Source organism: Sphingomonas sp. ABOLE, assembly GCF_003950455.1.
In the GTDB taxonomy this organism is placed as follows: domain Bacteria; phylum Pseudomonadota; class Alphaproteobacteria; order Sphingomonadales; family Sphingomonadaceae; genus Sphingomonas; species Sphingomonas trueperi.
In genome coordinates, this window is record NZ_QQWY01000029.1 from 24,431 (window position 1) to 47,990 (window position 23,560).

27 protein-coding genes are annotated in these 23,560 nt (G+C 67.5%); 12 read left to right on the top strand and 15 right to left on the bottom strand.

Translation table 11 applies throughout. The features are described from left to right. Positions 1-65 precede the first annotated feature (65 nt). From rpsT to CA234_RS16755, 3 genes are all read left to right on the top strand, one after another. Positions 66-329: a 30S ribosomal protein S20 gene (gene rpsT, locus CA234_RS16745; RefSeq protein ID WP_125977229.1), complete on the top strand. Its 264-nt coding sequence runs from the start codon at positions 66-68 to the stop codon at positions 327-329. Between the two features lie 434 nt (positions 330-763). Beyond that, on the top strand, positions 764-2,143 hold the full coding sequence (dnaA, locus tag CA234_RS16750) for a chromosomal replication initiator protein DnaA (protein ID WP_125977230.1): 1,380 nt from the start codon (positions 764-766) through the stop codon (positions 2,141-2,143). Beyond that, the gene (locus CA234_RS16755) at positions 2,140-2,628 is read left to right on the top strand and encodes a GNAT family N-acetyltransferase (RefSeq protein WP_126002293.1); all 489 of its coding nucleotides are present in this window, start codon (positions 2,140-2,142) and stop codon (positions 2,626-2,628) included. The genes dnaA and CA234_RS16755 overlap by 4 nt, the downstream gene beginning before the upstream one ends. On the opposite strand, the gene CA234_RS16760 is transcribed toward CA234_RS16755, so the two are convergent. Beyond that, the gene (locus tag CA234_RS16760) at positions 2,623-3,447 is read right to left on the bottom strand and encodes a hypothetical protein (protein WP_125977232.1); all 825 of its coding nucleotides are present in this window, start codon (positions 3,445-3,447) and stop codon (positions 2,623-2,625) included. The genes CA234_RS16755 and CA234_RS16760 overlap by 6 nt on opposite strands. Before the next feature lie 205 nt (positions 3,448-3,652). Between CA234_RS16760 and CA234_RS16765 the strand changes: the two genes are divergently transcribed. Continuing rightward, on the top strand, positions 3,653-4,147 hold the full coding sequence (locus CA234_RS16765; protein ID WP_125977233.1) for a nucleoside deaminase: 495 nt from the start codon (positions 3,653-3,655) through the stop codon (positions 4,145-4,147). Here the strand turns inward: CA234_RS16765 and CA234_RS16770 are convergent. The 9 genes from CA234_RS16770 to flgC form a co-directional block, all read right to left on the bottom strand. Next, positions 4,144-4,461: a DUF3325 domain-containing protein gene (locus CA234_RS16770; protein WP_126002294.1), complete on the bottom strand. Its 318-nt coding sequence runs from the start codon at positions 4,459-4,461 to the stop codon at positions 4,144-4,146. The two genes, CA234_RS16765 and CA234_RS16770, sit on opposite strands and share 4 nt — an antisense overlap. Beyond that, on the bottom strand, positions 4,458-5,948 hold the full coding sequence (locus CA234_RS16775) for a PepSY-associated TM helix domain-containing protein (RefSeq protein ID WP_126002295.1): 1,491 nt from the start codon (positions 5,946-5,948) through the stop codon (positions 4,458-4,460). Before CA234_RS16775 ends, CA234_RS16770 begins: the two co-directional genes overlap by 4 nt. Further along, positions 5,945-6,244 (bottom strand): ketohydroxyglutarate aldolase, encoded by a 300-nt coding sequence (locus tag CA234_RS16780; RefSeq protein ID WP_126002296.1) that lies wholly within the window; start codon positions 6,242-6,244, stop codon positions 5,945-5,947. Before CA234_RS16780 ends, CA234_RS16775 begins: the two co-directional genes overlap by 4 nt. An 8-nt stretch (positions 6,245-6,252) precedes the next feature. Further along, a complete protein-coding gene (locus tag CA234_RS16785) occupies positions 6,253-8,343 on the bottom strand; it encodes a TonB-dependent siderophore receptor (protein WP_126002297.1) in 2,091 nt (696 codons plus the stop codon). A 101-nt stretch (positions 8,344-8,444) separates the two neighbouring features. Further along, a complete protein-coding gene (flhB, locus tag CA234_RS16790; protein WP_125977238.1) occupies positions 8,445-9,518 on the bottom strand; it encodes a flagellar biosynthesis protein FlhB in 1,074 nt (357 codons plus the stop codon). Then, positions 9,518-10,276 (bottom strand): flagellar biosynthetic protein FliR, encoded by a 759-nt coding sequence (gene fliR / locus CA234_RS16795; protein ID WP_125977239.1) that lies wholly within the window; start codon positions 10,274-10,276, stop codon positions 9,518-9,520. Before fliR ends, flhB begins: the two co-directional genes overlap by 1 nt. After that, positions 10,273-10,536 carry a flagellar biosynthetic protein FliQ gene (locus tag CA234_RS16800; protein WP_125977240.1) on the bottom strand — a complete coding sequence of 88 codons (264 nt, stop codon included), beginning with the start codon at positions 10,534-10,536 and terminating at the stop codon, positions 10,273-10,275. The genes fliR and CA234_RS16800 overlap by 4 nt, the downstream gene beginning before the upstream one ends. Before the next feature lie 17 nt (positions 10,537-10,553). After that, entirely contained in the window at positions 10,554-10,877 is a 324-nt protein-coding gene (locus CA234_RS16805) for a flagellar hook-basal body complex protein FliE (RefSeq protein ID WP_125977241.1), read from the bottom strand. 12 nt (positions 10,878-10,889) lie between these two features. Further along, positions 10,890-11,297: a flagellar basal body rod protein FlgC gene (gene flgC / locus CA234_RS16810; RefSeq protein WP_125977242.1), complete on the bottom strand. Its 408-nt coding sequence runs from the start codon at positions 11,295-11,297 to the stop codon at positions 10,890-10,892. 116 nt (positions 11,298-11,413) lie between these two features. On the opposite strand from flgC, the gene CA234_RS16815 reads away from it, so the two are divergent. The 3 genes from CA234_RS16815 to fliP are packed head-to-tail and all read left to right on the top strand — an operon-like array spanning position 11,414 to position 13,090. Further along, on the top strand, positions 11,414-11,650 hold the full coding sequence (locus CA234_RS16815) for a FliM/FliN family flagellar motor switch protein (RefSeq protein WP_121075729.1): 237 nt from the start codon (positions 11,414-11,416) through the stop codon (positions 11,648-11,650). Between the two features lie 14 nt (positions 11,651-11,664). Further along, positions 11,665-12,342 carry a flagellar biosynthetic protein FliO gene (locus CA234_RS24650; RefSeq protein WP_241213553.1) on the top strand — a complete coding sequence of 226 codons (678 nt, stop codon included), beginning with the start codon at positions 11,665-11,667 and terminating at the stop codon, positions 12,340-12,342. Next, the gene (fliP, locus tag CA234_RS16825; protein ID WP_125977243.1) at positions 12,335-13,090 is read left to right on the top strand and encodes a flagellar type III secretion system pore protein FliP; all 756 of its coding nucleotides are present in this window, start codon (positions 12,335-12,337) and stop codon (positions 13,088-13,090) included. The genes CA234_RS24650 and fliP overlap by 8 nt, the downstream gene beginning before the upstream one ends. A 188-nt stretch (positions 13,091-13,278) precedes the next feature. Here fliP and trpS read toward each other — a convergent pair whose 3' ends face one another. The 3 genes from trpS to secB form a co-directional block, all read right to left on the bottom strand. Next, positions 13,279-14,283 (bottom strand): tryptophan--tRNA ligase, encoded by a 1,005-nt coding sequence (gene trpS, locus CA234_RS16830; protein ID WP_125977244.1) that lies wholly within the window; start codon positions 14,281-14,283, stop codon positions 13,279-13,281. A 137-nt stretch (positions 14,284-14,420) separates the two neighbouring features. Then, positions 14,421-15,989 (bottom strand): murein biosynthesis integral membrane protein MurJ, encoded by a 1,569-nt coding sequence (gene murJ, locus CA234_RS16835; protein WP_126002298.1) that lies wholly within the window; start codon positions 15,987-15,989, stop codon positions 14,421-14,423. A gap of 93 nt (positions 15,990-16,082) precedes the next feature. Next, the gene (secB, locus tag CA234_RS16840; protein WP_125977246.1) at positions 16,083-16,586 is read right to left on the bottom strand and encodes a protein-export chaperone SecB; all 504 of its coding nucleotides are present in this window, start codon (positions 16,584-16,586) and stop codon (positions 16,083-16,085) included. 161 nt (positions 16,587-16,747) lie between these two features. Between secB and CA234_RS16845 the strand changes: the two genes are divergently transcribed. From CA234_RS16845 to CA234_RS16860, 4 genes are all read left to right on the top strand, one after another. Next, on the top strand, positions 16,748-17,392 hold the full coding sequence (locus CA234_RS16845; RefSeq protein ID WP_125977247.1) for a Tim44/TimA family putative adaptor protein: 645 nt from the start codon (positions 16,748-16,750) through the stop codon (positions 17,390-17,392). An 8-nt stretch (positions 17,393-17,400) separates the two neighbouring features. Then, positions 17,401-18,738, top strand: coding sequence for a murein transglycosylase A (locus CA234_RS16850; RefSeq protein WP_125977248.1), 1,338 nt, complete (start codon positions 17,401-17,403; stop codon positions 18,736-18,738). Continuing rightward, positions 18,735-19,340 carry a Smr/MutS family protein gene (locus CA234_RS16855; protein ID WP_125977249.1) on the top strand — a complete coding sequence of 202 codons (606 nt, stop codon included), beginning with the start codon at positions 18,735-18,737 and terminating at the stop codon, positions 19,338-19,340. The genes CA234_RS16850 and CA234_RS16855 overlap by 4 nt, the downstream gene beginning before the upstream one ends. A 114-nt stretch (positions 19,341-19,454) precedes the next feature. Continuing rightward, positions 19,455-21,104 (top strand): EAL domain-containing protein, encoded by a 1,650-nt coding sequence (locus CA234_RS16860; RefSeq protein WP_125977250.1) that lies wholly within the window; start codon positions 19,455-19,457, stop codon positions 21,102-21,104. A gap of 4 nt (positions 21,105-21,108) precedes the next feature. Here the strand turns inward: CA234_RS16860 and dapE are convergent, their stop codons facing one another. Beyond that, the gene (gene dapE, locus CA234_RS16865; protein ID WP_125977251.1) at positions 21,109-22,251 is read right to left on the bottom strand and encodes a succinyl-diaminopimelate desuccinylase; all 1,143 of its coding nucleotides are present in this window, start codon (positions 22,249-22,251) and stop codon (positions 21,109-21,111) included. Between dapE and CA234_RS16870 the strand changes: the two genes are divergently transcribed. After that, positions 22,251-22,712: a cupin domain-containing protein gene (locus tag CA234_RS16870; protein ID WP_125977252.1), complete on the top strand. Its 462-nt coding sequence runs from the start codon at positions 22,251-22,253 to the stop codon at positions 22,710-22,712. The genes dapE and CA234_RS16870 overlap by 1 nt on opposite strands. Positions 22,713-22,844: 132 nt before the next feature. Here CA234_RS16870 and CA234_RS16875 read toward each other — a convergent pair whose 3' ends face one another. Next, positions 22,845-23,507: a glutathione S-transferase family protein gene (locus CA234_RS16875; RefSeq protein ID WP_125978251.1), complete on the bottom strand. Its 663-nt coding sequence runs from the start codon at positions 23,505-23,507 to the stop codon at positions 22,845-22,847. Between the last annotated feature and the right edge of the window lie 53 nt (positions 23,508-23,560).

A 23,560-nucleotide genomic window follows, 5' to 3' on the forward strand; every position in this document is an offset into this window, starting at 1 on the left:
GGGCCCGTCTTTCCGGCGTGGGCTCGCTTCCGCGCCTCACCCATTTCGAGCAGGAACAAGACCGAATGGCGAATACGCCGCAAGCGAAGAAGCGCATCCGTCGCAACGACCGCCGCGCCGAGATCAACGGTGCACGCGTCGGCCGCATCCGTACCTTCATCAAGAAGGTCGAAGCTGCGCTGACCGCCGGCGACAAGGCCGCTGCCACCGAAGCGCTCGCCGCTGCGCAGCCGGAAATCGCGCGTGGCGTCGCCAAGGGCGTGCTCCACAAGAACACCGCAGCGCGCAAGTTCTCGCGCCTGAACAAGCGTCTTCAAGCGCTCGCTTAACCGTAACTATTCGGTAACGAAAAGCCCTGCCGGACTCTGTCCGGCGGGGTTTTTCGCGTTTGCGTCGCAGCAAAATGGTTAAAATTTGAGCAACGCAGGCGAATCGCGGGAATCCACGAGTCGGTCCGATTCGTCCTGCCGTGACTCTGGCTTTACCATCTTAACTATCGGTAATAGTTCGATAATTCCGGCGCCCCCACGGTTTTCCTAGGGGTTCGGGCTGTCAACAAAACTATTTCAGAAAGTTTACATGGGAGGCCCTTGCTCGACTCAGTTCGAGCTTCCTACAACGAACCTCCCGGCCACGATGCTGGTCGGGGACAACGAGTTCATCGCGCGTCTCCGGGGGCATGACCGGCTGCGATGAGCCTCATGATCGACAATGGTTTTGGAACGCGGGAATCGTCATTCCCGCGAAGGAAGGGTGCGTCAAAGTGACTCAGGTTCAACCGCTGGAACGTGAGGAAGGCCGCGACGTCGCCAAGGCTTGGGCGCATGTGCGCACCAATCTGCGCCGCTCGGCCGGCCAGCGGCTGTTCGACCAGTGGCTGAAGCCGGTGGTCCTGATCGAGGGCAGCGATTCGCACGCCGTGCGTCTGGGCCTGCCGTCTCCGTTCCTCACCCAGTGGGTGAAAAATCACTATGCCGAGCGGCTGCTGCTCGAATTCCGCGCGGTGCTGCCGAACGTGCACAGCGTCACGCTGGAGACGCTGCAGGATGCCGAGCAGCGCGTGCTCAGCGCCGAGCCGGCGCCCGCGCTGCGCAAGGAAACGCTGGTCGAGCCGGCCGAACGCCCCGCCTTCGATCCGCGCTTCACCTTCGATCGATTCGTGGTGAGCACGACAAACCGCGTCGCGTTCAACGCCGCGCGCACCGTTGCGCAGCCGGGCGTGCCGATGTTCAGCCCGCTCTACCTCCACGCCGGCACCGGCCAGGGCAAGACGCACCTGATGCACGCCATCGGCCACGCCTTTCTCGAGGCGAATCCGGGCGCGACCGCGATCTACTCGACCGGCGAACGCTTCATGTTCGAGTTCGTCCAGGCGCTGCGCAACAAAGACACGCTGGCGTTCAAGACCCGGCTGCGCTCGGTCGACCTGCTGATGATCGACGATCTTCAGTTCATCGGCGGCAAGGACGCGACCCAGGAAGAATTCTTCCATACGGTCAACGAGTTCATGAGCGCCGGCAAGCGGCTGGTGATCGCCGCCGACCGCGCGCCGCAGGCGCTGGAAGGCTTCGAGCCGCGCCTCGTCGGCCGTCTTGGCGCCGGGCTGGTGGCGGACATCAAGCCCGCCGAGCTGGACCTCCGCCGCGCCATCGTCGAGCGCAAGCTCAAGGACATGCCGGCAGTCGACATGCCCGCCGAGGTCGCCGACCTGCTGGCCGCGCGGATCACCACCAATGTCCGCGAACTCGAAGGCGCGTTGAACCGCCTCGTCGCCTATGCGAGCCTGTCGAACGAGTCGATCACCATCGATTTCGCGACCAGCGTGCTCGGCGAAGTGCTCCGCACCAGCCAGCGTCGCATCACCATCGACGAAATCCAGCGCGCGGTTTCCACCCATTTCGAGGTGAAGCAGCTCGACCTGATTTCGGCGCGCCGCGCGGTGGCGATCGCGCGCCCGCGCCAGATCGCGATGTATCTCGCCAAGCGGCTGACCACGCGGTCGCTGCCCGAGATCGGCCGCAAGTTCGGCAACCGCGACCACTCGACGGTAATCCATGCGGTCAAGCGGATCGAGGATCTGCGCAGCAAGGACGTCGAGATCGACGGCGCCGTCCGTGCGTTGATGCGCACCCTGGAGGGATGATCCCGGTGATTCGCCCCGCCGTTCGCCAAGACGGCGCGGCGATCTGGGCGATTCTGGAGCCGGTGATTCGCGCCGGCGAAACTTATGCGCTGGACCGCGGCCTGTCGCGCGACGATGCCCTGGCCTATTGGCTGGGTCCCGATCGCGCGAGCTTCGTCGCGGAGGCGGAGGGAAGGGTGCTCGGCACCTATTATCTCCGCGCCAATCAGGCGGGCGGCGGCGCTCATGTCGCCAATTGCGGCTATGCGACCCATCCCGAGGCACGCGGTCGCGGCATCGCGCGCGCGATGGCTGAGCACAGCTTCACCGAAGCCCGCGCACGCGGCTTTCGCGCGATGCAGTTCAACTTCGTGGTCTCCAGCAACGCGCCCGCCGTGCGCCTGTGGCACGCGCTGGGTTTCGCGACGGTAGGGCGGGTGCCCGAAGCGTTCGAGCATCCGGCGCAGGGGCTGGTGGACGCGCTGGTGCTGTATCGGCCGTTATGACGTGGCGCCTGGTGCTGTCGGCGCCGGGTGCGGCGCTTCTGCGAAGAATGCGGAGGTTCCGGCGGCGATCGTGTCTTTCGGCAAGGCATGGATGATCGCCAGCTCGAACAGGCGGCGGGCAAAGCGTACGCGATACCCGACATAGGCCACGAAGCAGAAGAAGCCCGTCACCAGCGAAACAAGCGCAAGGAACCAGGGGAGCGCATCGGCAAGGGGGGCGAGGGCGCCGCCGATGTGCGCTGGCGTGCCGGTCGTGTTCGCCAGCATTTCCCATCGGATGGACCGCCCGAGGGCGAACAGGGCGGCCGCCGCCGCGACCACGATCAACGAGCGGAACTGCTTCTGCAGTCCCTCGATTCGGTCCAGTTCGGCGGTGGCGACCGGGCAGTTCAAGCGCAGATAGTTCCACCAGAAGGATCGCGGCGTCCATGGAAGCTCGCGTCCGGACGGACCCGCGATCGGATTGATGTGGCGGGCCAGCGCTGCTGCCATCTGCTGCACCTCGCCCAGCTTCTCGATCTGCTCGGCCAGCGACTTCGGGCACCACCGGCTGGACTGCTGGTTGAGCCGCCGTCCCACATATTTGTCGACGGGACGGTCCAGGAGGCCGGCCAGACCTGCCAGGATCGAACCGATCGTCAGGGCTGCGGCGAGGAAGACGAGCACCAGAAGCGTGGCATCGGGGTTGCCCGAGCCTATTCGGAGTGGCTTCGACAGGGCCGGCAGGATCGGTGCGGGACACAGGATCAGGAACACGACCCCCGGCACCAGCAGCGACAGAAAGTCCCGTACGCCCAGGAAAAGGTCTTGCGGTTTCATGGCAGGTGCTCCCGGTTGAGCGCGGACGTCATACGAACAGGACCGGTCGCGAGCGACGAAGCAAACCTAGCAAGGACAGAGCGCGCTGTCATGGGCGTGTCGGCGGCATCACCGGGGGCGCGGGCGCGGGGGCCGCGGCGTGTCCCTTGGAACATGGCGGCCAAATCCGCGGGTGCGCGTTCTTGCCTGACCAGGGAGAATGCGCATGGCCGGTCAGGACGACGAACAGTGGATGCGGATGGCAATCGAGGTCGCGCGGTCGAAGGGATCGGATCCGTCGACCTCGCCGCTCGGCTGCGTGATCGTGCTCGACGGCAAGGTGCTCGCGGCTGAGCGCAACCAGACACATGAACTGCCCGATGCCACCGCCCATGCGGAGATGATGGCGATCCGCCGCGCCTGCGAGAGCACCGGCGAGCTCGAGCTGCGCGGGGCGACGCTCTATTCGACGCTCCAGCCCTGCGGGATGTGTACCATGGCGTCGATTTGGTCGAAGGTCGGGCGGGTGGTCTATGGCGCCGGGCGCAACGATGTCCACGCGATGTATTTCGAGGCGAAGCATGTCGATACGCTGAGCTTCATCGGCGACGCCTATCGTGACGACATCGTGATCAAGGGCGGCTGCCTCGCCGCCGAATGCGCGACGCTCTATTATCCACCCGATGCCGAGCTGCCGGTGGAGGAACAGGCCAATCTCTAGCGGAGCATCCCCGCCAGGATGGCGAGCGCCCCCACCATGGCTGCGGCGCGCGCCAAGCGAACGTCATAGGTCAGGCCGAGCAGGACGAGCGCGGCGCTGAACGGCAGCACGCCGCCCCAGGTCACCAGCGCGGTCGGCCAGTCGGATGCGGCGAGGGTGGCGGCCAGCGCCGCCAGCAGGAACGCCCATCCGGCGGTCCGCAACCGGGCGCTCGGCACGCGGCGTTCCCATGCCCCCAGCAGCGCCGGCGCGTGGCGGGGCATCGCGGCGGCCAGCGCGAACATGCCGAGCAGCGTCAGGCCGGCGGCGATCATGCGAGCTGCTCGCGGGTGCGGCGGCGGGTGGGCTTGGGCCGGGGGCGCCATTGGCGCAGGCCGAGCCAGCCGAAGCCCAGGGCGGCGCCAAGCAGGGTGAGGGTGACGCTCGCCTGCACGCTGTCCGCAAAGGCGCCGCCGAGGAGCGCCGCTGCCGCGCAGCCGAGCGCGAGCAGGGTCATGAGCAGCGGCCAGCTCCGCTTCGGCGCGAGGGCTGCGCCCAGCAGCAGCGCGGCGGCGGCGCTCCACAGCGCCGCGGAGACCTCCGCCTCGGCGCGCGCCGGCATCCCCAGCGGCAGCAGCCGGTTCGCCAGCAGGAAGGCGACGCAGCCGATCGGGACGCCGGCCAGCACGCCGGCATTGAGCCGCTCGACGATGCGGTTGCCGAGACTGAGCGGCGCGCGCTCGCGGCGCTTTACCACCCACAGCACCATCCCGCTCGCCACCGCCAGCGTCAGCATCGCCCCGCAGAGGAAATAGAGCCAGCGCGTCGCCAGCGGGGCGAAGCGGGCAAGGTGGAGGCCGTATGCCACGCCATAGGTCTGGAGCGCCGGGCGATTCTCGGTGAAGTCGGCGAGGACGCGGCCGGTCGCGCCGTCGAAGCTCACCGCGCCGGCGGCATAGGCGATCTGGCGGGCATCGTCGCGGAACATCGTCACCACCGCCGCGGTATCGCCGGGATGCTCGACGGTGACGCGACCCACCGGCTTGCCCAGCCGCCGCTCGGCCTCGGCCAGCATCGGGGCCAGCGGGGCGAGCGGCGCGGGCTTGCCCGCCGCCGGACGATCGACATGGCCGGGCTGGAAGGCCTGGAACATCGCCGCCATGTCCTGCCCGTAATTGGCGGTGACCGGCCAGGGCATGTTGATCGTCGCGAGCGTCAGCAGGCCGGTGAAGCTGATCATGATATGGAAGGGCAGGGCGAGCACGCCCAGCGCATTGTGCCCGTCGAGCCAGGAGCGCTGGCCCTTGGCGGGGCGGAAGGTGAAGAAGTCCTTGAAGATGCGGCGATGCGCGATGATCCCGGTGATCAGCCCCAGCAGCAGCACCATCGCGGCGAGCGAGGCGAGCAGCCGGCCCCAGGGGAAGGGGAGCTGCAGCTCGAAATGGAGCCGGTAGAAGAACTCGCCGCCCAGCGTCTCGCGCGGGGCGGGCGCGCCGGAGACGGGATCGAGCGCGCGATAGACGAAACCGGTGCCGGGATCATAGGTCGCCTCGACCGTGTTCATCCGGTCGTTGGGCAGGGTGAGGTACCAGCCGAACGAGTTGGGCGCATTTTTCGAGAGCCAGGCGGTGGCGGCGGTGAGCGCGGTCGCGCGATCGGCAGTGGCGATGGTCTCGGGCCGCATCCAGCGGCCGATCTCCGGTTTGAATACGCTGAGCGTGCCGCCTAGGCACATCACGAACAGCACCCAGCCGAGCAGCAGCCCGGTCCAGCCATGCAGCCACGCCATCGCCTGGCGGGCGCCCTCGCGCACCGCGCTCATGCCGGGGGCATTCCTGCCGCCCAGGCGATGCCGGCGAGCAGCGCGGCGGCGGCGAGGATGCCGCCCAGCGCGCGCAACGGTCCGGGGGCGAGAAAGGCCCAGATCGTCGCCACGGGGGCGACTAGGAAGGCGAGCATCGTCGCCGGCACGATCGCGTCGAGCCGGGGGAGGGGCAAAGTGCGCGCCGCCGCCGCGGCGAAGCACGCCGCGACCAGATAGGCGCCGAGGCTGCCGGCCACCGCGCGCGTCGCGATGTTTGCCCGATAGCCCCAGCCGCGACGGAAATGCGCCCCCATGCCCTGCCTCAATAGCTGAAGGTGATGCTGCCGAGCACGCTGCGCGGCGGCGCATAGAAGGCCTGGCCCCACATCACGCTGCCCAGATAGCTGCTGTCGGTCACGTTGCGGACGTTGATCGCGGCGCGGACATGATCGACCAGGCGGATGCTCGCCATCAGGTCGAGCACGGCATAGTCGCCCTGCGTGACGGTGAAGTCGGGGCTGCGGATCGTGTTCTGCCAGCGCAGCTGGGCGCCCATCTTCAGGTCGCGCAGCTCGGGCACCGCATAGGTGGTGGCGAGCTTGAGGCTCTTGGTCGGGATGAACACGCGCGCCGCCTTGCCGGCATCATCCTCGATCTCGAGGCCGGTATAGCCACCGCTGATCGTCCAGTTGTCGGTCACCTTGCCGGCCAGCTCGATCTCGAAGCCGCGCGAGGTGGTGTCGAGGCCACTATAGTAGCTGCTGCCCGGCTGGCCGGGGTCGCCGGGGCCGAAGGTGCCGGCGAAGGTCGCGAGGTTCTTCTGCTTGGCGCGGAACAGCGAGGCGGTGGCGTAGAGCCGCCCGCCGAACCATTGGGTCTTGAGCCCGCCCTCGATGCTGGTGCCGGTCACCGGATCGAGCCGGCGGCCGGTCCGGTCTACTTCGACCTGCGGATTGAAAATGTCGGTGTAGCTCGCATAGAACGAGACGTTCTTGGTCAGGTCGTAGGTCAGCCCGGCATAGGGGCTGACGCGGCTGTTCTTGCGATACTGGTCGGCGCCATAGGAATATCCGGTCGACTTCAGCCAGGTCGCGCTGCCGCCGGCCACTGCCTTGAGCCGATCGGTGACGTTGAGGTGCGCGGCTCCGTACGCCCGCGTGACCTCGGTGCGGCTGTCGGCCTCCAGCGTGATCGGCCCGGTGCCGGGATCGGCGATCACCGCGCTCGAAAGGTTCGGCACCGCGGGATAGACAACATAGTTGTTGCCGACGCCTTGCCACTGGCGGTTGTCGAGCCGGCCGGTCGAGACGCCGAACGCCAGTTGGTGCTCGCGGCCGAACAGGTGGAGCGGGCCCGAGGCAGTGAGGTCGCCCAGATACTGGTCGGTCGCGGACGGATAGGCGCCGACCTGGCCCGAGATGCCGAGCCCGGTCGCCTTGTCCGGCGCGCCGAAGGCGTACAGCAGCCGGGCCTGCTGCTTGTTGTTGCTATAGGTGAACACGCCCTTGGCCTGCCAGCCCTTGCCCAGGTCATAGGCGAGTTCGCCAAAGGCGCGCTGGTCGGTGGTGTCCCAATAGGTCCAGGGCGCCGAGGTGGTCGCCGAGCGCGCATAGGGAATGCGGCTGCCATCGGTATAGGTGAGCGGCAGCGCGCCCCACAGCACGCCGTCGGCATCATTATCCTGGCGGCTGTAGCCGACCGTGGCGGTGAGCTGCGGCGTCACCTTCCAGTCGGCGATCAGCCCGTACACATTGCGGTTGACGTGGTTGTAGTCGAGATAGCTGTCGCGCTGCTCATGCGCATAGATCGCACGAACGCCCACCGTCTCGGTGACCGGCACCGAGACATCGGCCTCGCCGCGCCAGCGGTTCCACGAACCCGCCTGCGCGGTGGCCGTCGCCTGCAGCGTGTCGGTCGGGCGCTTGCGGACATAGTTGATCGTGGCCGACGGGTTGCCCACGCCGGTCATCAGCGCATTGGCGCCGCGGATCGCCTCCACTCGCTCGAACAGCGCGGTGTCGAGGTCGCCGTACTGGATGCCATAGGGCAGCGGCAGGCCGATGCCGTCAACCTGGAAGCTGGTAATGTCGAAGCCGCGCGAATTGTAATAGGTGCGGTCGCTCTCGACGCGCTCGACATTGATGCCGACGGTTTGGTCGAGCAGGTCGTTGATGTTGGTGAGCTGGAAATCGCGGATCCGCGCTTGGTCGATGACCGTGATCGACTGCGGCGTCTCGCGCGGGGTAAGCGTCAGGCCGGTCGCGCTGCGCGAGGGCTGGGTGGCGACGCCGGTGACGACGATTTGGCTCTGCTGGTCGTCGCTGTCGGCATGGCCGTCCGGACCCGCGATGGCGACGCCGGGCAGGGCGAACAGCGCGGTGGTGAGCAAGGCGGTGCGAAGCGACAGGTGCATGATCCGGCAAATCCCTTTGGGTCTCGTTATCGGGCCGAGCCTTTAGGGATGCCGTGTATTGCGAGTCAATCGCATTATCAAATTTCTGGTCGGAATCGACCTCAGCGCAGGCCGCGCGCGATCCGCAGGACGTAGCTGATCACTTCCGCCACGGCGGCGTAGTGCTCCACCGGGATGGGCTGGTCGAGTTCGGCGCTGGCGTAGAGCGCGCGGGCGAGGGGGCGGTTCTCGACGAGCGGGATGTTGTGCTCGGTGGCGATCTCGCGGATCTTGAGCGCGATCGCGTCGACGCCCTTGGCTACCACCACCGGCGCGCCCATGCTGCCATGGTCGTATTGCAGCGCGATCGCATAATGGGTCGGGTTGGTGATGACCACGCTGGCCTTGGGAACGTTGGACATCATGCGGCTGCGCGACCGCTGCATCTGCATGCTGCGGATCTTGGCCTTGATCTTCGGGTCGCCCTCGCTCTGCTTGTATTCGTCCTTCACTTCCTGAAGGCTCATCCGCATGCGCTTCATGAACGACCGGCGCTGCCAGACGAAGTCGAACAGGGCGAGTGCGCCGACGAGAGTCGCGATCGGGCGGAGCATCGCGTGGACGATGTCGCTTGCCGCCGCGCCGGTATCGACCAGATCGGCACCGACCAGCCGGTCGATCGTCGCGGCATGCGGCCAGGCGATCGCCGCGCCGATGCCGGCGACCAGGCAGAGCTTGGCGAAGGTCTTGAAGAACTCCACCATCGCCTGCTTGCCGAAAAGGCGCTTGGCGCCGTTCATCGGGTTGAGCTTGTTCCACTTGGGCTTGACCCGCGACCAGCTGATCATCGGCCGACCCTGGAGGACGCCGCCCAGGATCGCGAAGCCGAACAGTGCCGCGAGGATCGGTGCCAGCGCGGTGCCGACCGCGCCGAACAGCCCTGTCGCGAAGCTCTGCGCGCCGTCGGGCTCCATCCGGAAATCGTCGGCGCCGCCCCACAGGCGGACGAACAGGTTGCCGAACTGCTGGATCGTGTAGGTGCCGAGACCGCCCATCACCACCAGCGCGGCGACGAACATCGCGGCGTGGCGCATTTCGGGTGCCATCGGCACGTCGCCGCGTTTTCGCGCGTCCTCGAGCTTCTTGTCGGTAGGTTCCTGGGTCTTGTCGTCCGACTCGTCGCCGCCGCCTGCCATCACCAGCCCTTTTGCAGCACGTCACCCATGGTCTGGGTGAAGAAGGTGAGCATGGTGCCGATGGTGGTGATCACCAGCGCAAGCCCGAGCAGCAGGTTGAGCGGCTGGGCGATGAAGAAGACCTGGATCATCGGCGCGACGCGTGCGGCGAGGCCGAGTGCGACGTTGAAGACGATGCCGTAGACGAGGAAGGGGGCCGCGAGGCTGATGCCCAGCGTCATCGAGCGACCGATCGCCTCGACCGCCAGCTCGGCGAAGTCGTGCATCGGGGGCATGCCGCCGATCGGGAAGGTCTGGTAGCTGTGAACGATCGCGCCGAGCCAGAGGTGGTGGACCTGCATGCTCATGCACATCAGCGCGGCGACGATGCCGACCAGCTTCGATAGGATCGGCGCCTGGCCGGACTGCGAAGGGTCGAAAATCACCGCCGAGGAGAAGCCGATCTGGAGGCTCACCAGCGAACCGGCCATCGAGATCGCAAAGAACAGGATCTTGACGATCATCCCCATGGCGAGCCCGGTGATCAGCTCGGTTACCAGGATCGCGGGGAGGACGGCGCCGGCCTGCACCGCGGCACGCGCAGGCTCGCCAATCAGGCAGTACAGGGCGAACGACATGGCGAAGGCGATGAACAGGCGGATGCGGCCGGGGATCGCGTCTTCGCCGAAGACAGGGAGCAGCATCAGCACCGCCCCGACCCGCGCGAAGACGATGAAGAAGGCCGAGGCCTGCAGCGCGAGATCGGGGGGGACGATCATCCGTGGATGATCATGTCGCTGATCTTGGCCATGAACTGGCCAAGCGCCTGCCCGATGGTGGGCAGCATCAGCAGGAACACCAGCCCCATCGCGACCAGCTTGGGCACGAAGGTGAGGGTGGTTTCCTGGATCTGGGTAAGCGCCTGGAGCAGGCCGACGAACACGCCGACGATCAGCGACGTTAGCAGCAGCGGACCGACGAGGGTGAGAATCAGCATCAATGCGGATTCGGTAAGGCTGATCAGCTGCGCGGGCGACATCTCTCGGCGTGCCTTCGTCAGATCTGCATGCGCATGATGTCGGTATAGGCGCCGACGACGCGATCACGCACCGCGACCATGGTGTCGAGCGCGGTTTCGGCGGCGCCGATCGCGGTGACGACGTCGATCAGGTCGCCCTTGCCGGCGACCTGCTTGGCCGAAGCGGCCTCCGCGGTGCGCAGCTTGTCGGCGGTGCCGCCGACCAGGTTCTCGACCATCGCGCCAAAGCCTGACTGCTTGTCGCCGCCGATCTCATCGCCGCCTGCGGCCTTGCTGAGCGTGTTGCCGATCGACGCAACCCGGCCATAGGCCTTGCTGGCGTCCAATGCTCCGATGGACATGATCCGAATTCCTTACTTGAGCAGATCGATGGTGCGCATCGTCAGGCTCTTGGCCGCTTCGATGGCGTTGAGATTGGCTTCGTAGCTGCGCTGCGCCGCCTTCATGTCGGCGCTTTCGATCAGCCCGTTGACGTTGGGGCGCAGGACATAGCCCTGCGCGTCGGCCGCCGGGTGACCGGGCTGATAGACCTTTACGAAATCCGACTGATCGTTCTGGATCGACTTCACCTTTACGCCGGTGCCACCGGTGGCGCGATCCATCGCCGCCTGGAAGCTCACGACCTTGCGGCGATAGGGATTGCCGCCCGGGGTGTCGGCGACCGAGTCCTGGTTCGCGAGATTTTCCGCGATCGTCCGCATCCGCAGCGACTGCGCGCGCAGACCCGAGGCGGAAACGCCCAGCGAAGCATCCAAATCCATTGTTGATCCTCCACGAGCCCGAAAGCGGCCCACGGCATCATTGTAGGCAAATTTTGCCGGGCTGGGCGCCGGGGGCGGAAAAAAGGTTCCTATAAGTCAGGGGGAAAGGGAGACGCATGTCCGTACTCGATGGAATCATGATCGAAATGTCGGTGGTGCTCGGTTCTACCGAAGTGCCGGTCCGGCAGATCCTGCAGATGAGCCGCGGGGCCATGATCCCGCTGGATTGCGGGCAGGACGATCCCAGCATGGTCTATGTCAATGGCGAGCTGGTCGCGCTGGGGCGCATCCTCGTCGACGGCGAGGTCATGTCGCTCGAAATCTCCGAACTCGTGAAGAAGTCGCGCCACTAATGGATCTTCTGTCGATGCTGCGTACGCTGGGCGCTTTGGGCCTGGTGCTGGGGATGCTGGCAACGGCATTATGGGTTGTTCGCCGCTATGATCTGAAGTTGCCGGGCCGCGTGACCGGTGGGGGCCGCAAGCGGGTGGAATTGGTCGAGCGGCTGGCGGTGGACGCCAAGCGCTCGGTCGCGCTGATCCGTCGCGACGGGTGCGAGCACCTGATCTTCATCGGCCCCGAGGGCCATGCCACGATCGAGACCGGCATCATCGCGCCGCCGCAACCTGTGGCGGAAGCCACTGCGGCTGCCGACGGCTCGACCAAGATCGAGGACGATCTGGCGGTGCTCAAGGCCGGCGTGGCCAAGCTGGCGGGCAAGCTCGACTTCAAGGCGATGGTCGACCGGGTGCGCCAGGATGCCATTCCGACTGCCGAGGTCGTGCCGGAAACGCCGGTGGAAGCACCGGTGGAAGCGCCCGTCGTCGCGGCTGCCGAGCCTGCAGCGAGCCTGCCGCTGGCAGCGAACGATGTGGAACCCGCCGCCGATGCCGACGAAGGCGAGGAGGCCCAGGAGGCTCAGGAGGCCGCTGCCGAATCCGCGCCGCGCGCCCGCAAGGCCCGGACCGCGTCTTCGCGTACCCGCATCCCGCGCGATACCACGCGCTGGAACAAGCGCGCCGTGCGCGAGGCTCTTAATGGGTAAACTGCTTGCCGCGGCCGCACTGCTGATCGTGCTGCCGGTCGCGGCGCACGCGCAAGCCGTTGCGCCCGCCGCCCAGGCGGCGGCGCAGGGCGCGACCATCAGCATCGGCGGCGAGGGCCCGCTTTCGGCCAAGGCCATCCAGCTGGTGTTGATGCTGACCGTGCTCAGCCTGGCCCCAGGCCTGCTGATGACGGTGACCAGCTTCACCCGCATGGTGGTGGCGCTCTCCCTGCTGCGCACCGGGATCGGTTCACCGGGCGTGCCGCCGAACCCGGTGATCATCAGCCTTGCGCTGTTCCTCAGCTTCTTCGTGATGGCGCCGACCTTCGAGAAGGCGTGGAACGAGGGGGTCGACCCCTATACCAAGGGCAAGCTGACCGAAGTGGCGGCGTTCGAGAAGACGACCGAGCCTTTCCGTCAGTTCATGCTCGGCCAGGTGCGCGACAGCGATCTCAAGCTGTTCGCCGACCTCGCCAACAAGAAGATCGCGTCGCGCGCCGAGGCGCCGCTGACCACGCTGGCGCCGGCCTTCATGATCTCCGAACTGCGCCGCGCGTTCGAGATCGGCTTTCTGCTACTGCTGCCGTTCCTAGTGATCGACCTGGCGGTGTCCGCGGTGCTGATGGCGATGGGCATGATGATGCTGCCCCCGCCGACGATCGCATTGCCGATGAAGATCATCTTCTTCGTGCTGGTCGATGGCTGGGCGCTGGTCGCCGGCTCGCTGGTGAAGAGCTTCACGCACTGAGCTGACCCGCCCTGGCGGGAGGGGGACGTAACGGATCGCGCATACTGCGCCCTTCCACAACCTGCCGTCATCCCGGCGAAAGTCGGGATCCATTCGCCTCTAGGTTTCAGCAAGAGCCGATGCGGAGTGGCCAGTGGATTCCGGCTTTCGCCGGAATGACGGTTTATAGGTTGATCAAAAGAACTCCGTTACACCTGCAGCCCGACCGCCTGCTGCGCCGCCTTCAGCGTCGGCGCCGCCAGCGCACTCGCCCGCGACGCGCCCTTGGCGAGCTTGGCGCCCACCTCCGCACGATCGTCCAGCAATGCGGTCAGCCGCTCGCGGATGGGTCCGAGCACCGAGATCGTCAGGTCCGCGAGCGCCGGCTTGAATGCCCCGAAACCCTGGCCGGCATATTCCTCCACCACCGATTGCGGATCGCGATCCGCCAGCGCCGCGAAGATCGTCACCAGGTTGCGCGCCTCGGGGCGGTCGGCGAGTGCATCGAACGAGTCCGGCAGCGGCTCGGGATCGGTCTTGGCCTTGCGGCATTTGGCGGCGATCGTGTCGTTATCGTCGATCAGGTTGATGCGGCTGAGGTCCGAGGGATCGGACTTGGACATCTTCGCATTGCCGTCGCGCAGGGACATGATCCGCGGCGCGGCCTTGCTGATCAGCGGCTCGGGCAGCGGGAACAGCTCGACGCCGAAATCCTGGTTGAACTTGGTGGCGATGTCGCGGGTGAGTTCCAGATGCTGCTTCTGGTCCTCGCCGACGGGGACGTGCGTCGCCTGGTAGACCAAGATGTCCGCTGCCTGGAGCACCGGATAGGTGAACAGCCCGACGCTGGCGCCGTCGCGGTTCTTGCCGGCCTTGTCCTTCCACTGGGTCATGCGATTGAGCCAGCCCATCCGCGCGGTGCCCTGGAGGATCCAGCAGAGCTCGGCATGGGCGGGGACGCGCGCCTGGTTGAACAGGATCGAGCGGTCGTCGATCCCCGCGGCGAACAGCGTGGCGGCCATTTCGATTGTCGAGTTGGCGAGTTCCTGCGGGGTCACGGTGCCGGTAAGGGCGTGGAGATCGGCGAGGAAGAACAGGCATTCGCCCCCATGTTCTTCAAGGGAGTCCTGCATCGCGACCCACTGCTTGATGGCGCCCAGATAATTGCCGAGGTGAAGGTTGCCGGTGGTCTGGATGCCCGAGACGACGCGCATTGATATTCACTCCGCACCCGGTTGACCGTTCGGCCGTTGGACCGGCCGCGGGTCCATGGCGGCGGGGGTGCTTGCGGCCGCGCGATCTGCCAGGACGCCGCGGCTCTAGAGCAGCTTGAGGCGGAGGGGAACCGGGCTCAGCGCGCGGCGCGGCGGCGAACCAGTGCCTTGAGGTCCGACAGCAGGAAGGCGCGGGTGGCGAAGCAGGCGGCGACATAGATCGCGCAGCCTGCGCCGACCAAGATCACCAGCCCGGTATAGCGCTCCCAGATCCGGCCGTTCAGCCAGGGATCGAGCAGCCCGGCACCCGCCCAGAGCGCCACGCCCATCAGGATCGCCGCGAGCGCGAGCCGCGGCACCCGCCGTGCGAGTTGGTCGTCCACGGTGAAATGCCCGCGCTTGCGCAGCGTGAGGTAGAGCATCGTCACATTGACGGTGGAGGAGAGCGCGGTGGCGAGCGGCGGCCCGAGATGCGCGATCAGCGGGATCAGCACGAGATTGGCGGCGATGTTCACCGCGACCGAGATCATCGCCAAGCGCACCGGCGTTTTGGTATCCTGCCGGGCGTAGAAGCCGGGGGTCAGCACCTTGACGAGGACGTAGGAGGGCAGGCCAATCGAGAAGCCGGCCAGTGCCCAGGCGCACTTCACCGTGTCCTCGGGCGTGAAGTGGCCGTACTGGAACAGCCCGCGCACGATCGGTTCGGCGGAAACGATCAGCGCGACCATCGCGGGCAAGGTGAGGAACAGCGCCAGCTCCATGCCGCGGTTCTGCGTCTCCATCGCTTCTGCTTCCTTGCCCGCGCCGAGCAGCCGCGAGACGGTGGGGAGCAGGATGGTGCCGAGGCCGATGCCGATCATCCCCAGCGGCAGCTGGTTCAGCCGATCGGCATAATAGATGTACGAAATCGACCCCTCGCCGAGCAGCTTGCCCGACAGCGCGGTGGAGATGACGAGGTTCAGCTGCACCGCGCCCGCGCCCACGGCGGCAGGCAGGATCAGCTTCATCAGCCGCCGGACGTCGTCGTCGATCCGGGGCAGGCGGGGGCGGAGCGACACGCCCGACGCGCGGCACGCGACCGCCAGCCAGCCGAGCTGGAGCAGCCCGCCCAGCGGCACCGCGATCGCCTGCACCCGCGCGGTTTCCTCCGGCGTGCCGTGGAAGAAGAACAGCCCGGTAACCATCGCGATGTTGAGCAGGATCGGCGCGGCGGCGTTGACCCAGAACTTGTCGAGCGAATTGAGGATGCCGCCGAGCAGCGAGGCGAGACAGATCAGCATCAGATAGGGGATGGTGATCCGCGACAGCTGCACCGCGAAGGCAAACTGCTCCGCCGTCGGGTGCTGCTTCTCGAACCCGCCCGAAAGCACGGCGGTGAGCGGCCAGGCGGCGGCGAGCGCGACCAGCGTCAGCGCGAGCAGGACCACGAAAAGGACGGAAAGCGTGCGCTCAGCGAAATCATAGGCCGCGCCGCGCTCGCCGTTCACGCCCAGCTTCTGGTTGAACATCGGGATGAAGGCCGATGCGAACGCGCCCTCGGCGAAGAAGGCGCGGAACATGTTGGGCAGGCGGAAGGCGACGAGGAAGGCGTCGGATGCGAAATTGGCACCGACATAACGCGCCTGGAGCGAATCGCGGACCAGCGCAAGGACGCGACTGGCAAGCGTGAGACCGCCCACCGAACCCAGGCTGCGCACAAGCTTCATCGAGATTTCGCCGTCCTAGAAAGAAAGGGCCTGGAAAGAAAAGGGGGCGCCACCGACGTGCGGCGCGCCCCCATGCTCAGGCTGCAGCCCGGATCAGGCGTGGCCGGCTTCTTCGAAGCCGATCGCGCCTTCCTGCTGGGCACGCTGCTGCATGTAGATGCCGGCGAAATCGATCGGCTCCAGCATCAGCGGCGGGAAGCCGCCGTCGCGGACCTGGTCGGCCAGCACGCGGCGGGCGAAGGGGAACAGGATGCGCGGCGCTTCGCCGAGCAGGAACGGATCGAGCGCTTCCTGCGGAATGTTGCGGAGCGCGAACAGGCCCGCATAGGTGAGGTCGACGATGAACGCGACCTGCTCGCCGGCCTGGGCGCGGACTTCGATCTTCAGCGCGACTTCGTACACGTCGTCACCGACCTTGTTCGAGCCGATGTTGAACTGCACGTCGATCGCCGGGGCGGTCTGCTGCTGGTAGATCGCCGGTGCGTTCGGATTCTCGAAGGAGAGATCCTTCACATATTGCGACAGCACGCCCGCCTGGGGCGCATCGTCCGCGCCGCCTTCGGCGCCGATTCCGGCGTAAATGTCGTTCTCGGCCATCCAACTTTCCTCTTTATGCAGGAGAATTTCGCGCCCTCGGCGCGTTACGGGGCCAGCGACTAGCAGGCGTGTGCCGGTGGCGCAATCGTACGGCCCATCGTACGGTTTGAATCCGGCGGCACGAAAGCCTATGTACTAGAGACGGAGGCTTTGGAGGGCCAGTGTTCTACGTCATTCTGTTCGCGATGGTGGCCGGTTTCCTGGCGCTTCGGCTGTATGCGGTACTCGGCAAGCGTACCGGGCATGAGCAGCCGCTGCCCAAGCCCGCCGAGGAGCGCGTCGCCGCGCCGCCCGTAACGCGGACGATCGAGGCGCTGCCCGAGGTCCGCGACTCGGCGAATCGCACGATCGACTCGGGTGCCGAGACCGGCCTGCGCGCCGTGGTCGCGGCGGACTCGAGCTTCGACGTCGCCAAGTTCCTCGAAGGCGCCAAGTCGGCCTATCGCATGGTGCTCGAAGCCTTTTGGAAGGGCGACGAGGAAACCCTGCGTTTCCTGGTCGATGACGAGGTGCGCGCCGCGTTCGAACAGGCGATCGCCGATCGCAAGGTGACCGGCGAGGTGCTCGACAACCGCCTGGTCTCGATCGAGCGCGCGACCATTTCCGAGGCCGGCGTGGAGAACAAGGTGGCTCGCGTCACCGTGCGCTTCGATGCCGATATCGTTGCGGTGACCCGCGATGCCGAGGGCAACGTGATCGCCGGCTCGCTGAGCGATGCGGTGACCACCCACGACGTCTGGACGTTCGCTCGCAAGCTGCGCAGCGATGATCCGAACTGGAAGCTGGTCGAGACTGACGAAGCCTGAGAGGCGCTATGCGGATTATCGGGGGATTGGCGCTCGCGGGGCTGCTCGGCGCATGTTCGAGCGGCATCGTTCCCCCGGAGGCGGGCACGCGGCCCGCGCCGGTCCGCCCGGAACCTGCGCCCGAGCGTCCGCGCCCGGGCGCCGCGCTGCCCGAGACGCCCGCCAATCTTCCCGCGCGCCAGCTGATCGCCGCGACGCCGCTGCCCGCAATGCCGGCCGCACCCGTTGTGACCGGCGCGACCACCGCGGCGATGGCCGGGCTGGTCGCCGGTCCGGCGATCGAAAACCTGCCGATCACCTCCGACAATGCCAAGCGCGCGCTCGCCGCGTTCAAGCTCAGCTGCCCGGGGCTGCTGCGCCGGACCGACACCTCGGGCCTGACCACCGGCACCGACTGGACCAATGCCTGCGCCGCCGCGGCGAGCTGGTCGGGCGACGCCGCGCCCTTCTTCGCCCAATGGTTCGAGACGGTGCAGGTCGGCAATGGCGCCGCCTTCGCCACCGGTTATTACGAGCCCGAGATCGCCGGCGTGCGGACGCGGCGCGCGGGCTATGACGTGCCCGTGTACGGCGTCCCCGACAATCTGATCGAGGTCGATCTCGGGCTCTTTTCCGATGCGCTGAAGGGCAAGAAGATTCGCGGCCGCGTCGATGGCCGCCAGTTCGTCCCCTATTACGACCGCACCCAGATCGAGCAGGGCGCGCTGGAAGGGCATGCCCCCGTGGTCGCCTGGGCGGCCGATCCGATCGAGATGTTCTTCCTGCAGGTGCAGGGCTCGGGCCGGCTCAAGGGGCCGGACGGGCAGGTGGTGCGCATCGGCTATGCCGGGCAAAACGGTCGCGACTATACCGGCATCGGCAAGCTGATGAAGGACCGCGGGCTGCTCGGCCCCGGCCAGACCTCGATGCAGGGCATCGTCGCCTGGCTGCGCGAGCACCCGGAAGAAGGACGCGCAATCATGCGCGAGAACAAGAGCTTCGTCTTCTTCAAGGAACTGAACGGCGCGGGGCCGCTCGGCGCGATGGGCTATCCTGTCGCCGGCTGGACCAGCGTTGCCGCGGACCCGAAGTTCATCCCGCTCGGCGCGCCGCTGTTCCTGTCGATGGACCGCACCGATGCCACCGGGCTGTGGGTGGCGCAGGATACCGGCGGCGCGATCAAGGGCGCCAACCGCGTCGATACCTTCTGGGGCGCGGGCGACGATGCGCGCGCGATCGCCGGTGGCATGGCCGCGCGCGGTACCGCTTGGCTGCTGCTCCCCAAGGGCACGCTTGCCCGGCTGAACGCAACTCAGACGGTTACGTCGCAGCCTGTACCTCCCCAGCCTACGATTCCTCAGCCATGAGCGGGCGCGGGCGCCGCGATCTGGCGCCCGAGGAAGCGGCGCTGTGGCAGAAGGTGATTGCGAGCGTCACGCCGCTCCATGTCCGCACCGCGCCCAAGCGACTGGCGCCCGAGCCGGCACCGGCACCGGTGCCGCAACCCGTTGCCCGGCCGGCCCGCGCGCCGCTCGTCATACCGATCGGCAAGCTCACGCCGACAAGGCCGGCCCGCCCGGCGATTACCCTCTCGACGCCGATGCCCGACACGCACGAGCGCCGCACGCTCGACGCGAGCTGGGACCGCCGGCTCTCCCGCGGGCTGGTGGCGCCGGAAAGCTCGATCGACCTGCACGGGCACAATCTCCACGCCGCCTATGATCGACTCGATGCGGGGCTCGCCCAGGCAATCGCACGCGGTGACCGCGTGTTGTTGCTGGTCACCGGCAAGCCGCCGCGCCCCGAGTCGGAGCGGCCGCACGCCCGCGGCGCCATTCGGGCGGCGGTGGGGGACTGGTTGGCGGCTTCGCGGCATTCGGACAAAATTGCCGCGGTACGTCAGGCGCATCCGCGCCACGGCGGCGCAGGCGCGCTGTACATTGTGTTGCGGCGCCCCCGGTCTTTGTAGAAGTCCTGAATTTCTTAACTAATGCATGCGAAGTCTACAGCGGCGCCATCTACTGTCGGTGCCGCTGGGGATCTTTTGGAGCGTCGATCGGCAATGCGCTGGGGGGAGCGAGGCATGGGAAGGGGAGTGGCAGGCGCGGCTGCGCTTGCAGCCTGCCTGCTCGTCGGTGCCGCATGGGCGGCCGGCGCGACGCTGAACGTGCTGGGCGTCGCGGTCGCGCTGGCCGTGCCGCTGGTCGTTCTCACCGTTCTCGCCGTGCTGGTCCTGCTCCAGCCGCGCCGCAACGCCGCTCTCACAGCCGCGGTCGATCGGTTGCATGCCGCCGCGCTGGGCGACCTCGAAAGCCCGCTGCCGATCGCGCTCGCACAAGGCGCCCCGCGCCTCGCCGAGTCGATGGACGAGCTGTTCCTCAAGCTGCGCGGTAATCTGGAGAGCGTGCACCGGCTCGCCATGTTCGATACGGTGACCGGCCTCGCCAACCGCCCGCATTTCCGTCGCAGTGCCGAGCGGATGCTCGAAGACGCGCACGCGGAAGCACGCGCGGTGCTGTTCTTCATCGATCTCGATCGCTTCAAGGCGGTCAACGACACGTTGGGCCATGCGGTAGGCGACGTGCTGCTTGGCATGGTCGCCAACCGGCTGCGCGCCGTGGGCGACCAGTGCGCCGCGTTCAACCATGGCGAGACGCCGCTGATCGGCCGCCTCGCCGGCGACGAGTTCACCCTGTTCTTCGCCGATCTGCCCGATCCCCAGGCGCGCGAGCGGGTGGGCGCGAAGGTGCTGGACGCGCTGTCCGAGCCGTTCGACCTTGCCGGCCAGCAGGTCTGCATCGGGGCGTCGGTCGGGCTGGCGCTCTATCCCGATCACGGCGTGACGCTGCACGAGCTGATGGGTGCCGCCGATGCGGCGATGTACCAGGCCAAGACCCAGGGCCGCGGCCGGGTCGAAACCTTCAGCGACGGCCTCGCCGCGCAGATGATCGCGCGGGCCCGGCTGGAGACCGAACTCCGCGCCGCCATCGAGCATGACGAATTCGCGCTGGTCTTCCAGCCGCAGGTCTCGGCGAGCAGCGGTGCCATCGTCGGCGCCGAGGCGCTGCTGCGCTGGCAGCATCCGGACGGCACCAAGCTGCCGGGCTCGTTCCTGCAGCGCGCCGAGGAGACCGGGCTGATCGTCGAGATCGGCGACTGGGTGGTGGCGACGGTGGCGAACACCATCGCGCGCTGGGCCCGGCTCGGCATCGAGCAGCGGCTGGCGGTCAATGTCAGCCAGCGTCAGATCGATCATGCCAGCTTCTTCCGCCACCTCCGCGCGGCGATGCTGGCTGCGCAGGCGCCCGCCCGGTTGCTCGAACTGGAGATCAGCGAGACGCTGGCGATGCACTGCTCGGAGGACGTGCTGCGCGCGATCGCGACGCTGCGTTCGGCCGGCGCCACGATCGCGGTCGATGATTTCGGCACCGGCTATTCGAACCTCGCGCGGCTGCGGCGGCTGCCGATCGACCGGGTGAAGCTCGACCGCAGCCTGATCGAGCATGTCGCGACCAATCCGGAGGCACGCGCCGTCGCGCAGGCGGTGATCGGCCTCGTCCACGGAATCGGCTGCGAGGCCGTGGCCGAGGGCATCGAGAGCGAGGCCCAGGCCGCGGTGTTGCGGGTGATTGGCTGCGACGTGCTGCAGGGCTATGCGATCGGCGCGCCGATGGGCGAGGCGGACTTCCTCGCCTGGGCGCAGGACATGGCGCCGCGCCGCGCTACCGCCTGACCCGTCAGACCCGCCGCAAGATTTCCACATAGACCTCCGTCAGCGCGCGCAGGTCGGCGAGCGCCACCGCTTCGTCGAGCTTGTGCATCGTTGCGTTGAGCAGGCCGAATTCCACCACCGGGCAGACGCGCGAAAGGAAGCGCGCGTCCGAGGTGCCGCCGGTGGTCGACAGTTCGGCGTCCACCCCCAGCACGTCGCGGATCGCGCCGCTGACCAGCTCCGAAAGCGGGCCGGGCTCGGTGAGGAACGCCTCGCCATAGACGCGGCCGGTCACTTCGGCATGGGGGGCGTGGCGGGCGACCACCTCGCGGATGCGGTCGATCAGATCGGGGCCGCGTTGCTGGTCGTTGAAGCGGATGCTGATGCGCGCGGCGGCGCGGGCGGGGATGACGTTGGTCGCCTTGTTGCCGACGCCCAAGTCGATCACCTCGATGTTGGAGGGCTGGAACCAGGCATTGCCCTCGTCCAGCACGATCGCGTCGATCTCGGCCAGCGCGTGGACGAGGCGGGGGACCGGATTGTCGGCGAGGTGGGGGTAGGCGACGTGTCCCTGGCGGCCGATCACCGCGATGTCGATCACCGTCGAGCCGCGTCGGCCGATCTTGATCGTGTCACCCAGCCGCTGCGCCGAGGTAGGCTCGCCGACGACGCAGCAATCGGGGACGAGGCCGCGCTCGGCCATGCGTTCGATCAGCTTGGGCGTGCCATAGGTGGCGGGGCCTTCCTCGTCGCCGGTGATGATCAGGCTGGTGGTGCCGCGTGCGGGCACCTGCGCGGCGGCGGCGACGAATGCGGCGATCGCGCCCTTCATGTCGACGGCGCCGCGGCCATAGAGCAGGTCGCCGCGGATCTCGGGGGCGAAGGCGCCGCTGGTCCAGCCCTCGCCGGGCGGCACGACGTCGAGATGGCCGGCAAAGGCGAGGTGCGGGCCGCCGTGCCCACGCACCGCGAGCAGGTTCTCGACCGGGCCGTCGGGCGCCTCGCCCTCGACGAAGCGCTCGACGCGGAAGCCGAGGGGCAGGAGCGCCTGCTCGAGCACGTCGAACACGCTGCCGCGCGCGGGCGTGACGCTTTCGGCGCCGATCAGGGCCTTGGTGAGTTCGACGACGTCCGGCACACTACCTCCCAAACACAAGGGAGGCGACATTGCCCAAGCTGGACCTGGATACAATCCCGCAGACGAATGCCACCGGCTATCCGCCACCGTTCGACGCGCCGGTGGCAGGCCGCTGGTATCGCAGGCTGGCGCCGCCAAGCGGGCTGACGGCGATGGGGGTGAGCCATGTCGTGCTCAAGCCCGGCGCCTGGTCGTCGCAGCGCCACTGGCACGATCAGGAGGACGAGTTCGTCGTGATGCTGGCGGGCGAGGCGGTGCTGGTGGAGGATGGCGGCGAGACGCTGCTGCGTGCCGGCGACTGCGCGGCGTTCCCGGCCGGGGTGGCCGATGGGCATCATCTGCAGAACCGGTCGGACGCTGACGCCGTGTTCCTGGCGATCGGGGCGGGGCCGCGCGGGAGCGGGGACTATCCCGACATCGACATGGTATTCACGCCCGAAGGCTATTTCCGCAAGGACGGCACGCGGTACCAGACCGAGCGGTTGAAGTAGGTCCAGATCTTAAGCCCCTCCTCCTTGGAGGAGGGGTTGGGGGTGGAGGGATTCCAGAACGTCTGTTGGTCTCTATCGAGACACAGCCCCACCCCAACCCCTCCCCTAAAGGGGGGGGGCTTAGGTACGGTTTCACACCACCGGCAGTTCGTACTTCTCGATAACCCATTCCTCTTCCTGCGCCCCGGCGATCCAGTCCTGCATAAAGGGATGCTGGAGCACGGCGAGCATGTAGCTCTGCGCAAAGCGGGGGACGGGCAGCGAATAGGTGACGATCCGCGTCACCACCGGTGCGAACATGATGTCGGCCGCGCCGAATTTGCCGAACAGGAACGGCTCCTCGCTGCCATAGCGGGCGCGGGCCTGGGCCCAGAGCTCCATGATCCGCGCGAGATCGGCTGCCACGTCCGCATCGACCGGCGCGGCCGGATAGACCTGGCGCACGTTCATGCTGTGCTTGCTGCGCAGCGCGGTGAAGCTCGAGTGCATCTCCGCCGCCATCGACCGCGCCATCGCCCGCGCCGCGGGGTCTTCCGGCCAGAACAGGGTGTTGCCGGTCTTGTCGTTGAGATATTCGACGATCGCCAGGCTGTCCCACACCACCGCGTCGTCGTCCCACAGGATCGGCACCTTGCCCGAGGAGGGGGCGAACTCCGCGCCCTGGCGGCGCTTGTCCCAATCCTGGTCGTACATCGGCACGACCGTCTCCTCGAACGGGAGCCCGGAGAGCTTGCAGGCGAGCCAGCCGCGGAGGGACCAGGAGGAGTAGGCCTTGTTGCCGATGATGAGCTTCATGCCCCCGGGATAGCCTTGGGCGGGGAGGACAGCAACCATCGCCATTGCGCGTT